The organism is Paenibacillus sp. FSL K6-1217 (assembly GCF_045040735.1).
In the GTDB taxonomy this organism is placed as follows: Bacteria; Bacillota; Bacilli; order Paenibacillales; family Paenibacillaceae; genus Paenibacillus_AQ.
In genome coordinates, this window is sequence record NZ_CP150271.1 from 5,017,464 (window position 1) to 5,031,735 (window position 14,272).

Genomic DNA, 14,272 nt, shown 5'->3' on the forward strand with positions numbered 1-14,272 from the left:
AGCACTTCAACCCAGCTATGAATGATCTCCCGGGGGGACAGTTGGTAATACCACCCTTTCATTGCACCCTTTTGCAGCTTTTTATCAATGGCGAATCATGCTCTTCCGCATCAATCGAATCTGACACCACCATCAAATGATGCTCCGCTCCTTATAAATTCATCATGTTCTAATCACGGAAAATCCAACTCATCATCGATGTCATGGAATATTTCCCTGCTCCGCACTGGATACCGCGAATCGTGATATAGCGATCATATCCGATCACGAAGGTACCCTATCTATAAACGTTATATCCTCAACATCATGTCTTATAGTAGAATGACCCTCTTGAATCCCTCTGCCCACACTTAATAACATAATGTCTTCATAGTGCTGGGGAATATTGAGCTCTTCAAAAAGGGCAGCTTTATCATAACCTGACATCGTGATGGTCTGGTAACCTTTTTCATTCAAAATAAGGACTAAGGTCATTGCAGCCAGACTGCCATCGCGGACCAGCTCTTTTACATAATCTTGATTAGACATGTTCTGATAATAACCAATGGCTGCATTTGTTAAATACGTTCTAGTCTCTTGAGTGAAATAACCTTTCTCCAAAGCCTGCTCTTGAATAGCATGGATATTCTCAGCATGAAAAGCACGGTAATCCCCCAAGATCAAAATCAAATAACTGGAGGTTTCAACCTGCTCCTGATTATATGCAATGGGTTTAACTTTAGCGCGTAACTCCTTATCTTCGATGATTAAATAGCGTGTACTCTGAATGTTATTTCCGTTTGGTGATTTGGCTGCCAGTTCAATCGAATCAAGTATTTCCTTTCTTTCAATCGCATAGTTTGGATCATAATGTCTGACTGATTTCCTTTGTAAAATAATATCCTGCAAACTCACTTTAACGCCCCCCATAGCTTAGATTTGTTATAATCATATTATCTGGAGCGTATGCAATTGAAAATACTGCACTTTATAGTCACTAGGTTACTTCAAAGTAAGGAGGATATCATGAATAAAATAAATACAGGTTTTGATGTAGTACAAAATATCATTAGTGGTAAATGGAAAAGCATTATCCTGTATCAATTAGGATATGAGCATAAGCGTACAAAAGACTTACTCAAGATTTGTGAAGGCGTCTCACATAAAGTTCTAAACGAACAATTAAAGCAAATGCAACAGGATGGATTAGTTAATCGCGCGGTATATGCAGACGAGGTTCCCATTAGAGTAGAATACACCATATCAGACTATGGCCGGACATTCCTTCCATTACTAAAAGAAATGTGTGATGCGGGCGATAACCATCTTAAAAGAGAGGGGATCACCGCAGGTAACCATACAATCTGCGAACATTCTAAATCACTGTGATCGAAACATGAAGCAGAAACCCCTGATTCCTTAAAGCAAAGGACGCCCAAGCAGGTGCCCTTTGCTACTTATTCAACAAACTTGCCGCTACTTATTTCAGCTTAACGTTATCTGGCAGTAAGCTTGTGAACCAGGTCTCGTATCTCTGTGCTTAGTCTTGGATTGGCCGGATAGACGGCTTCAATGAACTCTAGAATGCATAGTGCCGACTCGGGTACACGATCATATCCCTGCAGCATACCGCCAAGCTTGTCGGCAAAACTGGGGTACCGCTTCTCTAAACGGCGCTCATTTCCGAAGGGATCAGGGAAGTAATCCACCTCCGGCTCCAGCAGATGAAGCACCGACAAAATCCGGTCGATCGCGTGGCCCTGAATAAACCGTGCCGCAGACAGGCGCTCTCCCCTGGCATAACGGCCCAGCCCCACGTACAGATTGGTTAACGCTTCGTTCAGCGGAAAGTCTAAGGAATCACACTTTTGACTCGGCATCGGTCTGCGCGGTTTGGCTATAGCCGTGTTGCTGTACAGCGGAGCCTTCCACACCACCCGGCCCTCCGTATAAGACACGTCAGTCAGCTCTCGCTCCTCAAATATCGCGTATTCGCCGTAAATTCCATCCTCAAACAAGATTTTGCAGCCCACATCAGAGTTTTTAAAAGCATAGGCAAGCGGATACGTCTCCTCCAGCCAATCCAGACGGTCAATATACCTCTTCTTCTGCCCTGCTTCCACAATAACAAAAAAATCCAAATCCGAATACTCATCCATTCGCTCCAGCTCCACCCCCACCGACCCCACACCCAGCAGCAGAAGCGCCCCGCCCTTACGTCCGAGCGTCCCCCCAATCTCATCCAGTCTTTGTAAAAGTAACTCTGTCCGTAGCATGCTAATATTCCTCCCTTTATCGGAATGCAAAAAAGGCCCAACCCCACACTTCTCAGCGAGGTTGAACCCTAAGGTTACATTGCCTTTGATATTCTAGAGTAAAAATAGCACTGGTTGGGGGGGGGGTCAAATGAAATTACGTATAGCTACTTATTTCTTACTAAGGTTCAGACTAACCAGTCTATCGGTGAAAGTTACGGGAAATCCAGCTCCTCATCAATGACACGGAATATCTCTCTGCTCTGCACCGGATACCGGGCATCCAGCTCCTCCCACTGCCGCTTCGGTAAAATCAAAAATTCGTGCGTATCGGAAAGATACGAGGCCTCAAACAGTCGAATTTCGTATTTGTCCCGAATTAGCTCCTGAAAGCCGCGAATCGTGATATAGCGGTCATTTCCGGTAAAGGTAAGCGCAATTGGATGCAACTGTCCATTGTAGATAACATCCAGTCCTTTGTCCGTAGAAGTTACCTCGACCGTTTCATCTGGAAGCCGTTTACCGAACAACCGGACGATCTCCTCGTCCTCTTCTCCCCAATCTACAATGATGCTGTATGCAAAAGTAAATTGCTGCAGCTGTTGCTCATCTCCTTCGAATAGCAATGTCAGCTCGCTGTCACTTGGCATTCTCATCCCAGTATCCCTCCTTGTGTTCACTCAATTAATACTCCTGATTTTTCGCCGTTACTTACAAAATACATAGCATATTCCTGCAAACTTAGGCAAGCATTGCAGGGTATTTCAATGATAGCTTCTGTATAGTAATTAGTGAAGGGAAGGTGAGTAAATGGAACTTCATATATTCTCTTGCTTTAATGCATCAATAATATTCTCCTTTTTTACTTTAGCTCCGGAATAAACAACTGCAGAGCTGACAATGACAAATACACACACAATGACAGACAGAATGCTCATCCAGGGCAGGGTGAACCCATAGCTGAATTTGTTCGCAAATGCTTTATAGATCAGAACCATCACGGCGAAACTGACAGGAAGCCCATACAAGAGCGACTTGACCCCATAAAAAACACTCTCATAGTTCAGCATTTTGGCAAACCCCTTTGGCGTCACGCCTACGGATTTCAGCATCGCAAATTCCCGTTTGCGAAGAGCCAGCCCTGTTGAGATCGTATTAAAGATGTTCGCAACGGAAATCACAGAGATTAATACGATAAAACCGTAAGAAAAGACGTTCATCAGCAGAATCTGTTGTTCTTCTCTTATTCTGAATTGATATACATTGTAGACATTCAGATGGGTCTCATTCATCGCTTCAATTTCCTGCTGCGTTTTCACCGGTTCCGTGCTTTTCAAATGGAGGTACATCGAAGCTTTAGCCAGCTCCTCGCCGTCTGCCAGCCGCTTCATGACGCGTTCCGACACGATCATATTTAACCCGCCTACGCCTATCGGGCTCATCCCCATCGGTGCCTGATCCGTCAATGCGGCAACTATCACTTGATTTGCCTTCGTTTCTTCCCCGCTCGCTTTAAAAAAACTCGTTAGCTCGATAGGTTGTCCGATATTCGCATATATGGACTTCGTCTGAATATATTTCCCCGTATCTATATCTTTGTAACGAATCGTATCCATCACGATTGCGGCGGGATGATCCAGATCCGTAAGCTGTTCGTAATCTGCGTGAGCCGCTCTGGCATAGGCTTGCAGGCTCGAATCATTTAGTGCATAGAGCTTAATTTCGTAAGGGTATTTCCCGTCTTGCAGCATACTCTTATCCTGCTTAACCTTCTCCTGCAATTCGTCGGCGATGCTTGCTGCATCGACCCAAGCGTTCCTGACTAACTCATGACTCACGCTGTATTCCGTGACGCCATCCAGAGATACAAGCGATTGCATCAACCGGTCATCTAGTTTTTCGCCATTCCTGGACGACACTTCAATATCGTAATTGATGCCTTCCAGCGACAATGCCAGAGATTGTGTCAGGCCAGTCGTGAAAAACGATATCGTCAAAAACAAAACGATGCTGATGACAAGCGAAAAAAGAATAACATGATGTCTTCGTTTGTTCCTTTTTAAGTTTTTCAGCCCGATTTCTGCTTCAATTCCGAAGAGCTTACGAATGATCTTCGACGTCTTCACTGCTTTGGCCGTAAGCTTTACGTCAGTGGTTTGGCGAATCGCGTCCATGGGAGATACCCTGGATGCTTTAACCGCCGGGAGATACACCGAAACGAAAATCGTCAGCATCGAAACAAGACAAGTAATCAAGAGCATTAACGGCGTGACGATAAGCCTCAGCTTTTCACTAGTCCATAATGCCCCTTCAATCATTGTGTTCATGAAGGTAAAGGGGATTCCGATTCCGGCAAGACCGCATAAGATGCCAATGGGAATGCTGATCAAACCAATGACGATCCCTTCAAAGAATACGGAATTTCGCTTCTGCCTTTTCGTCGCCCCCACGCTCGCGAGCATCCCTAAATGGCGGGAACGTTCCGAGACGGATATCGCAAAGGCGTTATAGATGAGTCCAACCGAGCCAATGATAATGATCCCCATAATGATTGCCGATAATGAGAACATCATACTGGATGAGGTTCCGCTACTGGACAAGCCATAATAATGAAGCAAATCATTATTAAATTGGACAGTGTTAATTTGGTTTTTCTCAGCCAGCTTCTCCGCATGTGCGAACAAGAACGGATTGACCTGCTGCAAGACTACAGACGCATCGACCCGATCGTCCCCCCCGATGATTTGATCATCGACATAGCTAATGATCGTATAAGCCGGGGCCCAAGCCGTTTCTGACAACGGACGTTTAATGAAACCTACCACCGTATAATCCCTAATTACGCTATGCTGTAATGTCTCGGTCAATGTGCCGTCTTTCCTGCGCAGCGTTTCCGTCTGATCCAGGGGATGATCGCCCCCTTGTTCGAATCGGTCGCCGACGCGAAGCGTCAGACGGTCGCCGATTTCGTACTTCACTTTGCCATTTGTTGCAACAGACTCGGAGATCACAACCTCTTTATCCGTGTGCGGAAGACGTCCCTTGCTTATTTCAATCTGAAATTGTGTGAACCCTTGCTTATCATATTCCTTGATGAACAAGTACGGCTTATTGGAATTTTGTCCCCCTTCTAATGGGGCATACCCAAGGTCTCTTGTGATGGCAACCGTTTTGGTTGCATCATCGCCCTGTATCGCTGCAAGCTGTTTCTTGGTTATATCCTGATACTGAATATGCCACTCCCCTGTATCTGAGATCGTTTGTCTGATCATTAAATCCGCAAAGGAAAAAATAAGCGTAATAACAGCAGTCATCATGGATACCGAAATAATTACGCCAAAAATAGTCATAAGTGTTCGTCTCTTGTTCTGCTTCAGATGCCGGATGGTTAATGTATTGACAATATTCATCGCCTGATCACCTCGTTTTTGGCAATCCTCCCATCTTCAATCGAAATGATTCTGTCGGCTTGCAGGGCGATCCGTTCGTCATGCGTAATTACGATCAGTGTCTGATGATAGGTCTTATTCAGCATTTTCAATAAATCAACGATCTCGCTGCTATTCCTGCTGTCCAGATTCCCGGTGGGTTCGTCGGCCAGCATGATCGCAGGATTGCCGATGATCGCTCTGCCAATCGAGACACGCTGCTGCTGTCCACCGGATAGCTGATTCGGCAGATGGTTTAATCGATGCTGCAAATTCAGCTTATTCACAAGATCAGCCAATTGCTTTTGATCTACCTTTTGTTGATCCAGCAAGAGCGGCAGCGTAATATTCTCTTCCACCGTCAGGACGGGAATCAGATTGAAGAACTGGTAGATCAGCCCGATTTGTCTGCGTCTGAAGATGGCCAGCTGCGTTTCGTCCAAGGTATACATATCCGTATCCTGAACATACACTTTCCCGCCAGTCGGCCGATCCACACCGCCCAGCATATGAAGGAGTGTCGATTTCCCCGATCCGGAAGGTCCGATAATGGCGACGAATTCACCTTTTTGGACCGAAAAGGAAACATCATCCAGCGCCTTCACCGCCGATTCGCCTGTGCCGTATATTTTGGACAAATTTTCAATGGTTAAAATATCCATTGCCACCCCTCCCTCCCTAGATGCTCAATTCCAGGAATATACCATCTCTTTATATCCAACATCCCAAAGGGTTTCATTCCCATCAATGGTTATCTTAAGCTCATTAGCCCCGGTGAGATGAAGGATCCTATTATCCGGCTCATGAAGCTGATCTTCTGCAGATACAGACAGGAGCTCATGCCCGTCAACGGTAACCTTAAGGCTGCCCTGAAAATCCTTATGATCAGGAATTCCATAATTCAAGCTAAGATACAGTTCTCCCTTATTGCCTAGCGAATACGTATAGGTTTCCTTCTTTTTACCTTCGGTGCCATACACATTATACTTGGGTGCCACGTCTTGACCGCCAATCTTAAAACTGTCCTGTTTGGTTCCCGTTAATCGATTTCCGGTACTATCTTTCCATTCGTTGATCGCTACAAAAGGGGCCAATTCTTTAGTGAACACTTGATCCACTACTCCGAAGACCCCCCACACGCCGAGCATTAAGACAGCACTGGCAATTCCTGTAGCAGTGATATTTCTCCAGTATTTTTTTGTACGGAAGCCAATCTTGTAGCCCCCGAATCCAATAGCAGCGCCCACTGAGTTCGTTATGACGTCGTTCATGTCAAAGCTGCCGAGGAATGTTAGGGCCTGGATGGTCTCCAGCACAAGAATGGACAGGATAAACCCTGCCATGAAGCGAACAAAGCTGGTGCGGTATAACAGTGGAAACAGGATGCCAAAAGGTATGAAGGCTGCAAAGTTTCCAATACCTACCAAGTCCATCAGTGTCGGATGTAGAAGATCGGAAAGACCCGGCACCCTAAAAAAACCGTCCGGCAAAAAAATAAAGGTGTACTGACTGTTTTGATCTACAGTATCCGCTCTGCCGAAAGCAAAAAGCATAAAATAAAGAATAATCAGGGTGTAGCCTATCGTGATAATAAATGTAATCTTGCGCTGCTGCTTCATTTGCATGGTTGTACCTCCATCGTTCATCTGATAAATATCATTTTATCTGTCTAAAATGACTTTACAGTGACTTTGGAGGTGACAGTTCAGTCACTTACGGAGTGCTGTTAAATGACATGCTTATAAAATTTGATTCGAAACTCTGTACCCCTCCCGCTGTCGCTCGTTACATCAATCACGCCGTTCTGGCTTGCAATGATGCTGTGAGCCATCGCAAGCCCTATACCGATGCTTCCTTCATTAGCATTCTTTCCTTTATAAAAACGTTTGAATATATAAGGCAAATCCTCTTTCGGAATGCCCTCTCCGTTGTCAGCAATAACGATTTCCGTAAATAGCACGTTGTCGGAAAAAGTGATGGTAATCGCACCGCCCTCAGGTGTATGCTCCACTCCATTCTTCAAAATATTGATAACCGCTTCAGCAGTCCAATGGAGATCGCCGTCAAAAGAGACGTTGTCATCCCCTGTGATGGAAACGGTCTGTCCCTTAATATCCATCGGAATCATAACTGGCTCCAGTGCCTTTTGGATTAGGGTTTTCATGTGTATTCGGTCTTTTTTGAACGGGATCGTTCCCGCATCCATTTTCGCCAGCTTTAATAAGGATGAAACAAGCCAATCGATCCGTTCAAGCTGAATGCGGATATGATGGGTGAACTCCGTTCTTTTGAGTGGAGGGAGATCAGGGGCGCTTAACAGATCTGCCATGACAGTCATAGAGGTGATCGGTGTTTTGAGTTGATGTGAAATATCGGAGATGGCATCGGTCAGTTGAAGCTTATCCTGCTGCAATAGCGAACGATGCTCGGAGAGCATGCGCGTCACCTTGTAAATATCATTCTTTAAGATGCTAAGCTCACCTTCTTGATTATCGCGGGGGTCAAGGGAGGCCTGGCCGCTGCTAATCGCCCGCAAATAGACGGACAGCTTCTCTAGCTCGTAATACCTCCGTTTTGTGAATAATACAGCTGTGCCGGTAAGCAGCACGGATACAATAATAACCAGGGCTGCGGCGACAGACGAAATGAAAGCAGCAATGACGATCGCCGATAAGCTGATCGAGCCCATAACGAGTAATAATATTAGATTTTCCCGATTGCGCAGCATCTAATCACCAACCTTATAGCCTAAACCGCGTACCGTTTTGATCAGAGCAGGCTGCTCCGGATTATCCTCCAGCTTCTCCCTTAGCCTTTTGATATAGACCGTTAACGTGTTGTCATTCACGAAGTCGCCGGCCACGTCCCAGATTTGCTCCAAGAGCTGATTCCTCGTGAGGACCTGTCCAACATGGTTGCCAAAGATCAGCAATAAGCGGTATTCCAAGGCGGTTAGCGAAATTTCGTCACCGTTTTTATATACTTTGCCTTCCAGCGTATGGATGCGCACATTGTCAATGTCGATGACTGCTCCGGCGTGGGACAGCTTCTGGTATCTCCGCAAGACGGATTTGATCCTGGAGAGAAGCTCGCGAACCCGAAAAGGCTTGGTAATGTAATCATCGGCTCCCATATCGAGCCCCATCACGACATTGACCTCATCATCAATCACTGTTAAGAAAATGACCGGGATATCCCGCCGTTCCTTCACCATCTTGCATAATTCATAGCCAGTTCCGTCTGGAAGCTGTAAATCGAACAGGCACAAAGTGAACTGATCGATGTCTTCGGCGAGCACCTTTCGGGCTGAAGCGGCATCATGGCAGAGAACGGTCCAATAACCCTCTTGCTGAAGCGAATATTCCAGTCCTGACGCGATCGTCTTATCATCTTCAACTAATAATATTTTCATCTGAAGGTCATCCTTATGATTGATTTTAGAACATTTAATGAATGAAAACATCCTCTTTGACCTCTTCCATGCTCCTGTACAATCGGTACACTGGTTGAGTAGAGCATTTCAGTTTTAGAGCGATATTTCTGGTTGTCAGTATCTCAAATCCCTCTTGTCTAGTCAACTCAAACGCTGCATTGGATACCTGTTCTTTAGTGACCTCTGCTTTTGGAGGCATTTTTTTCATCCGGCTAATACAGCAGCAGAGCAGCTTCTTCACAGCCTTTTACATGGACCGTGATCCAATCTCAGTCCATGGTTGGCATGATGCAAATACCGGCTCCTGATGATAAGGTTCACCGCGCTGTCTGTAACGGCAAGTTTAAGGGCCATCCCTCGGAGGATGGCCCTTGACGTTAGCTTATTTCTTTATACATTTGATGCTGCCTACACAATCTCTTTATTAAAATGTCCTCTTGTGTCGGTTTCCGGATTAAAGACAGCATGATTCATTGAGCCATCTAATTTGCCTGAGGCCATATGAATGACGTTTACAACCTGCTCTTTAGATTCAACTGTGAAGTTTAACCGGAGCGCCTCGATTCCTTTGAGGTTCGGCAGCTCATCTAGCAGATTAAGCGTCTTCCCATTAAGAATAGTCGCTGTACAATCCTCATGGGAAAGGATAGGGAACGTTCCTTGCTCATCTTTTAACTCATAGCTCTTCGTTCTGCACACTCTGCATTGATTCATTTTTCTCATCGGACAATATTTGGTGAACATCAATGGAGCCTTGCCATACACAATCATTTCCAGCGCAGGAGAGCCGTCATTTTCTTCAACATAAGCATTCAATACATCTTCAATTTGGCTCTTATTCATTTCATAAGATAAAGTGACTCGCTTGGCCCCTAATTTATATAGTTCATAGCAGCTAGTAGCATTAATAACATTTAGAGAATAGTCCGTAACGAACGGATTGGTTCCTCTGTAGTGATGAATTCCGCCATATCCTCCGATCAGCAGCTGCCCTTCTTTTTCCTGATAATCGTTCTGGTTTCTTCTAACCACATTGTCAAAATAGATTTCCTTAATTCCACAGCTCACGCAAGCATCATACTGTTCCTTAGTCGTTACAGAAGCCGTGAGGTATGGTTGTACAGGGGCAAAGCTTATTTTTTCTTTTGCTTCCATGACCTTGGTTCTTTTCTGCTGGCTGTTAAGCTTTAGGTCATATAAGCCCCGGACAATATCTCTTCTTGCTGCATTTAACAGTTTGGCTGGAATAAACGCATTGCCTTCCTCATAATCGACCTGATGAAGTTCGAATATCGTATCATTTAATCTGGAGAATTGCTTGATGACCTGGTCTTTGGTGGTTGGATTATTAATAGCTTCGCCTAATATTTCCTCACTTTCATAGGAATAATTAAAGCCTAAGCCCTCCGCCTCTATGACAAGCTTTGAATCTGGATATGCATATACGCTAATATCTAGGTCAAACCGCTTAAATTCTTTTTCCAGCGATGCTTCTAATTCCTTGTGGTAGAAATAATCCTTCGTTTTATAGACCACATCTCCCGCAGACATCTTTTCTTTGACTTTGATATAGCAGACATCAGCTGCTGTGTTGATTAAGTCGCCGTCTTTGTTGTATAGCTTGGCAACCGTCAAATTAACATCTTCATTGTCATGATTTATCCGGATGGTATCGTTTTGATTCAAGGTACGTGTAAGTGTGATTTCATACCTGTCCTTCTCAATCCTGCTAATGGTTCCAATCTCATAACCAAAGTGATTAGGTCTTGCGATGTTTGTAATATTCCTACGGTCCTCGTGGAACAAATATCCTTTGGTAAAGGTGCGATTAAATGTTTTTTTCAGATTTTCTTTATCTGCTTCGGTAATTTTATGATCTAAGGCCATGCGATATTTGGATACCACATTAGCCACATACGTAGGCACTTTCATCCGGCCTTCTATTTTTAAAGAATCAATTTCTTTTAAATCATCGATATAATCGATGGTGTTCAAGTCCTTAGTGGATAAAATATAGCTTTTGCCTAAAGATGTACCTGTTGTCTTATCAAGCAGATCGTACTCCTTACGGCATGAACCCACACATCTTCCGCGATTTGCGCACCGAAAGCCGCTTAGTCCTGACATTAGGCAGTTTCCTGAATAAGATACACATAAAGCACCGTGAATGAAAATTTCTAATGGTATGTCAGCTACTCTTTTGATCTCTTTGACTGTTTCAATCTTAACCTCACGGGACAGAACAACCCTTTTCGCACCAAGTTCTTTGAATAATAAAGTTCCGTCTACATCGTCTATTCCCATCTGAGTGGAACAATGTGCTTCCATATCATGAAAGTTTTTAACGATATAATCGAAAGCCGTCAGGTCCTGGACGATAATGCCATCCACACCGATTTCATTTAATTCGCGGATCTGCGCTTTCATCTCTTCCACTTCGTTTTCGAACACGATGGTATTCATGGCAACATAGATTTTAACGTCCCTCAGATGCGCATACGTAACAGCCTCTTTTAAGGAATCTACATCGAAATTAGATGAGTAGGCGCGCGCACCAAATTTTTGCATGCCTAAGTATACTGCATCACAACCATTAGATATTGCAGCTTTCAAAGCTTCCATATTTCCTGCTGGCGCTAATAATTCAGTCATAAATGATCCTTACCCCCTACTTCATTAACCGCTCAAACTCAGCACCATTCATCATAGAATATGAACTACACTTAAGCTGCGGCAAAAAGCACAAACCAATGGCTTGCGCTTTTGTTTCTTGAATCTTATGTAAATTTTTATATTCCATACTGGCATGTCTATTATAAACAGAGGTGAAAATGCTGGGACTAACTGGCTGTACCTGTTTGGTTATTCCTGAACATCGGCTAGTCGCGGTTAGAATGTACAATCAAGCAGGTCCAAATCCACCAGGGTACGACTACTTGGAGGATATTAAAGCATTTGGAGACAAAGTCTTATCGTGTTCTTTGAATAGCAGGGTTGCAAAAGGGAGATTAACAGTTGTTCGTAACTGCTAATCTCCCTTTTTGTAACCATCGTTGATACGTTATCCAAAAGGGTGTGATTTCACAACCCCGTGTCATTGACATCCACTACCGGAAATTCTCCACATACTCCTGCAGAAAAGCTTCCAGCTTGCGCGGCTCTCTGCCGAGCAGGCGCCTCACCGTGTCATTTGGACTTTCTGGAACCACCCTGGACATGGTTTGAATCTCCACAACGTGGTTCGCCAGCCAAGGAGGCATATGCCCGTGCTCGATAAGATTACGGAGTAGTTCTTGGGGTTCCATATTGATATAACTTATTGGCCGATGGAGCAGGGCGGACAGCCGGGCCGCGATCTGAGGATAGCTGAAAATCTCTGAACCCGTAAGCGTATATATTTGGCCTGTGACCTCAGGGTTAGTTAGAGCTTCTGCGGCAACATCTGCGATATCGCGGCAGTCAATGAAGTTACAGGGTGAATGGCCCATGGAGCCGAAGAAAACATTTTGGGTTGTAATCGTTGGTGCAAAGCGCATTAGGTTTTGCATGAATGCATAAGGGCGCAACAAGGTATGGGTGAGACCTGATTCCCTCAGCACTTGCTCGATTTCTTGATGCCAGCCCGCCACTGCTACTGGAGAGCTCTGCTCAAAGGCAGGGCTGGATATTTTCACGATGTGCTCGATTCCAGATTCGCCTGCAATCTGAATGATTGAAGTTTCCAATTCAATTTGTCTTGGACTGTTGGACATGGCGAGGAAGAGCTGGCTGGCACCTGTACATGCGCGGCGCAGCGATTCGGGGTCAGCAGCATCTGCCCATACGACCTCAATAGCTGATCGGCCCTTTTCTCCGATCTGCTTACGCAACTTCTCCGGCTCTCTGCTCAGAGCCCTGACGGGCACGCCAAGATCAGCCAAACGTTCCACCAGCGCACTGCCTATCGTACCTGTTGCTCCCACAATAACTATCATTTTTTTCTTCTCCTTTTGGATGTCAAATGGGTGGTAACGGCGAGACGCCACCGCCATGTCACTATCGTGCTTGCTATGAATCCGGACAACGGGAAATCGGTCCAGACGCGATCGACCCAGGCCAAGTGATGGCCCGGCATCATAAGTTCCAGTACACCAGATGTCACCCATGCCGCGCATAGGCCATACAAGGACCCGGCTATTGCGAACCCTCCTACCACAACCAAGTGAGGTGCACCTGTGACCCATCGCATATGACCCACCCGGCTGCGCAATATAAGGCCAATCATCAAGGCCATCAAAGCTGATGCACCGCCGATTGTGGTCAATGCTCCGATTTGAAGCCCCCTATCAGCAGTAACCAATCCCCCAATACCTGCCATGATGGCAGGAGCAGCATAGGCCATTACAACTTCACGCCATAGTGCAAAGGGCTTTTTTCTGGAACCCACCGTCTTGATACCGTAAGCATCATCTGGCGGATTCGGGTATTTCATCTGGTTCATTTCGTTGCCCCTTCCTTCTCTGAGATCATTCCGTCGAGTGCTTTCAGCGAGATATAATTAGGAACCTAACTATATAGGAGTAAAAAGAGGCTAGCATTACTAGCCCATTCTACTCATTACTGATGTTTCATTTTGGTTTCGAGCCTGGTTCGTCCATAAGGGCAGAGATGCCTAGTGTAACCCGGCCCAGCAAGTCGAGGAATACGCTGCGCTCGTCTATACTGAGTAAGCCCACCGTGGCCTCCAGCCAAGCGAAATGCTCAGGAGCCATTTCACGTAGCTTCTTCGCTCCTTCTTCCGTCAAAATAACGGATTTCTGGCGGCCATCTTTTGAGCTTAACCGTCTAGATACTAGGCCATCCCGTTCAAGAATGTCGATCAGACCAGTCACTGTAGCACGTGTAACGCCTAGATGCTCTGCTAATTGCGAAGGCAACTCTTCTCCTTCGTAATCTTCGAGATCTGCCAATACACGATATCGGCCTGTTGATAAGCCGAATCTGGAGAAATGAATCTCCGAGGCCTGACCAAGTTGGGCTCCCGCTGCCATTAGCCTAGATGCGACGAGTATAGCCTGTGCGTCTATGTCCAGGTTATAGCGATCAATCTGACGCTTGGATTGTACAAGGGAGGGTATTGCCTCCATGTCATTTATTTTTCTATTATTGTTGTTCATACATTTAGTATGGCACCTAAT

At 45.3% G+C, this 14,272-nt stretch carries 14 protein-coding genes; 1 reads left to right on the forward strand and 13 read right to left on the reverse strand.

The features are described 5' to 3' along the window. Positions 1-264: 264 nt before the first annotated feature. Positions 265-894 carry a nitroreductase family protein gene (locus tag MHH28_RS22125; RefSeq protein WP_405105594.1) on the reverse strand — a complete coding sequence of 210 codons (630 nt, stop codon included), beginning with the start codon at positions 892-894 and terminating at the stop codon, positions 265-267. A 111-nt stretch (positions 895-1,005) separates the two neighbouring features. Here MHH28_RS22125 and MHH28_RS22130 point away from each other — a divergent pair, with 111 nt between their 5' ends. Then, on the forward strand, positions 1,006-1,368 hold the full coding sequence (locus tag MHH28_RS22130) for a winged helix-turn-helix transcriptional regulator (protein ID WP_405105596.1): 363 nt from the start codon (positions 1,006-1,008) through the stop codon (positions 1,366-1,368). 107 nt (positions 1,369-1,475) lie between these two features. On the opposite strand, the gene MHH28_RS22135 is transcribed toward MHH28_RS22130, so the two are convergent. The 12 genes from MHH28_RS22135 to MHH28_RS22190 all read right to left on the reverse strand — a co-directional run bounded on the left by MHH28_RS22135 (position 1,476) and on the right by MHH28_RS22190 (position 14,251). Continuing rightward, positions 1,476-2,255 (reverse strand): hypothetical protein, encoded by a 780-nt coding sequence (locus tag MHH28_RS22135; protein WP_405105598.1) that lies wholly within the window; start codon positions 2,253-2,255, stop codon positions 1,476-1,478. A 194-nt stretch (positions 2,256-2,449) separates the two neighbouring features. Further along, positions 2,450-2,890, reverse strand: coding sequence for a hypothetical protein (locus MHH28_RS22140; protein WP_405105600.1), 441 nt, complete (start codon positions 2,888-2,890; stop codon positions 2,450-2,452). 162 nt (positions 2,891-3,052) lie between these two features. Next, complete coding sequence (locus MHH28_RS22145) at positions 3,053-5,644, reverse strand: ABC transporter permease (RefSeq protein ID WP_405105602.1); 2,592 nt, start codon at positions 5,642-5,644, stop codon at positions 3,053-3,055. Beyond that, complete coding sequence (locus MHH28_RS22150; RefSeq protein WP_405105604.1) at positions 5,641-6,324, reverse strand: ABC transporter ATP-binding protein; 684 nt, start codon at positions 6,322-6,324, stop codon at positions 5,641-5,643. Before MHH28_RS22150 ends, MHH28_RS22145 begins: the two co-directional genes overlap by 4 nt. A gap of 24 nt (positions 6,325-6,348) precedes the next feature. Further along, the gene (locus MHH28_RS22155; protein WP_405105606.1) at positions 6,349-7,287 is read right to left on the reverse strand and encodes a VanZ family protein; all 939 of its coding nucleotides are present in this window, start codon (positions 7,285-7,287) and stop codon (positions 6,349-6,351) included. Positions 7,288-7,388: 101 nt separating this feature from the next. Continuing rightward, positions 7,389-8,390, reverse strand: coding sequence for a sensor histidine kinase (locus MHH28_RS22160; RefSeq protein ID WP_405105608.1), 1,002 nt, complete (start codon positions 8,388-8,390; stop codon positions 7,389-7,391). After that, positions 8,391-9,074, reverse strand: coding sequence for a response regulator transcription factor (locus MHH28_RS22165; RefSeq protein WP_405105610.1), 684 nt, complete (start codon positions 9,072-9,074; stop codon positions 8,391-8,393). A 34-nt stretch (positions 9,075-9,108) separates the two neighbouring features. After that, entirely contained in the window at positions 9,109-9,303 is a 195-nt protein-coding gene (locus MHH28_RS22170; protein ID WP_405105612.1) for a TetR/AcrR family transcriptional regulator, read from the reverse strand. A 200-nt stretch (positions 9,304-9,503) separates the two neighbouring features. Beyond that, on the reverse strand, positions 9,504-11,747 hold the full coding sequence (locus tag MHH28_RS22175; protein WP_405105614.1) for a DUF3656 domain-containing protein: 2,244 nt from the start codon (positions 11,745-11,747) through the stop codon (positions 9,504-9,506). Between the two features lie 455 nt (positions 11,748-12,202). Next, positions 12,203-13,069, reverse strand: coding sequence for an SDR family oxidoreductase (locus MHH28_RS22180; protein ID WP_405105616.1), 867 nt, complete (start codon positions 13,067-13,069; stop codon positions 12,203-12,205). Further along, a complete protein-coding gene (locus tag MHH28_RS22185) occupies positions 13,066-13,575 on the reverse strand; it encodes a hypothetical protein (protein WP_405105618.1) in 510 nt (169 codons plus the stop codon). Before MHH28_RS22185 ends, MHH28_RS22180 begins: the two co-directional genes overlap by 4 nt. 127 nt (positions 13,576-13,702) lie before the next feature. Then, positions 13,703-14,251: a MarR family winged helix-turn-helix transcriptional regulator gene (locus MHH28_RS22190; protein ID WP_405105620.1), complete on the reverse strand. Its 549-nt coding sequence runs from the start codon at positions 14,249-14,251 to the stop codon at positions 13,703-13,705. Between the last annotated feature and the right edge of the window lie 21 nt (positions 14,252-14,272).

Coding starts and splice junctions, on each gene's coding strand:
- MHH28_RS22130 (WP_405105596.1), top strand. CDS start 1,006: ATGAATAAAATAAATACAGGTTTTGATGTAGTACAAAATATCATTAGT.
- MHH28_RS22135 (WP_405105598.1), bottom strand. CDS start 2,255: ATGCTACGGACAGAGTTACTTTTACAAAGACTGGATGAGATTGGGGGG.
- MHH28_RS22140 (WP_405105600.1), bottom strand. CDS start 2,890: ATGAGAATGCCAAGTGACAGCGAGCTGACATTGCTATTCGAAGGAGAT.
- MHH28_RS22145 (WP_405105602.1), bottom strand. CDS start 5,644: ATGAATATTGTCAATACATTAACCATCCGGCATCTGAAGCAGAACAAG.
- MHH28_RS22150 (WP_405105604.1), bottom strand. CDS start 6,324: ATGGATATTTTAACCATTGAAAATTTGTCCAAAATATACGGCACAGGC.
- MHH28_RS22155 (WP_405105606.1), bottom strand. CDS start 7,287: ATGCAAATGAAGCAGCAGCGCAAGATTACATTTATTATCACGATAGGC.
- MHH28_RS22160 (WP_405105608.1), bottom strand. CDS start 8,390: ATGCTGCGCAATCGGGAAAATCTAATATTATTACTCGTTATGGGCTCG.
- MHH28_RS22165 (WP_405105610.1), bottom strand. CDS start 9,074: ATGAAAATATTATTAGTTGAAGATGATAAGACGATCGCGTCAGGACTG.
- MHH28_RS22170 (WP_405105612.1), bottom strand. CDS start 9,303: ATGAAAAAAATGCCTCCAAAAGCAGAGGTCACTAAAGAACAGGTATCC.
- MHH28_RS22175 (WP_405105614.1), bottom strand. CDS start 11,747: ATGACTGAATTATTAGCGCCAGCAGGAAATATGGAAGCTTTGAAAGCT.
- MHH28_RS22180 (WP_405105616.1), bottom strand. CDS start 13,069: ATGATAGTTATTGTGGGAGCAACAGGTACGATAGGCAGTGCGCTGGTG.
- MHH28_RS22185 (WP_405105618.1), bottom strand. CDS start 13,575: ATGAACCAGATGAAATACCCGAATCCGCCAGATGATGCTTACGGTATC.
- MHH28_RS22190 (WP_405105620.1), bottom strand. CDS start 14,251: ATGAACAACAATAATAGAAAAATAAATGACATGGAGGCAATACCCTCC.